The organism is Mesorhizobium sp. M0954, from assembly GCF_040319155.1.
Classification (GTDB): domain Bacteria; phylum Pseudomonadota; class Alphaproteobacteria; order Rhizobiales; family Rhizobiaceae; genus Mesorhizobium.
The window spans coordinates 1-563 of the sequence record NZ_JAMYNR010000085.1 but is presented as its reverse complement, the minus strand read 5'-3'; the positions used below and the strand labels follow the sequence as shown (position 1 = coordinate 563).

General features: G+C 64.8%; 1 protein-coding gene. It reads left to right on the top strand.

Features of this window, described 5'->3' with window-relative positions; all coding sequences use genetic code 11:
• Window positions 1-563, top strand: a 563-nt coding sequence (istA, locus tag NKH93_RS34260) for an IS21 family transposase (RefSeq protein ID WP_352976430.1), incomplete at both ends; no start/stop codon positions are given.

The window sequence follows — 563 nt, the reverse complement described above, 5'->3', positions numbered from 1 at the left end:
ATCGCCAGGGAGAGCGGGATCGACCGCAAGACGGTGCGCAAATACATAGCGCGCGGGCTCGAGGCTCCGGCCTACGGACCGCGCAAGCCGCGTCAGGCGGTGATCGATCCCTTCACGGCCTATCTTCGCGAACGCGTCACGCGATATCCCGGGCTCACCGGCAGCCGGCTTTTCCGGGAACTGAAGGACCTCGGCTATGGCGGCGGCTACACGGCCGTCACCGACTTCCTGCGCGACGTCCGTCCTGCCGCGGCGGAGCGTGGATACGAGGTTCGCTTCGAGACCCCGCCCGGCGAGCAGGCGCAGGTCGACTTCGCCCAGTTCAATGTCGTCTTTACCGATGAGCCGACCACGCCGAGAATCGTCTGGCTATTCTCCATGGTGCTTGGCTTCAGTCGCCTTATCTGGGCACGCTTCGTCGTCCACCAGGATCTGCCGACTGTCTTGCGCTGCCATCCTGGGGCTTTCGAGGCGCTGGGCGGCGCTCCTCGCGAAGTGCTTTACGATCGTATGAAGACGGCTGTGATCGGCGAAGGTGAGGCCGGCGGCATCGTCTACAACCG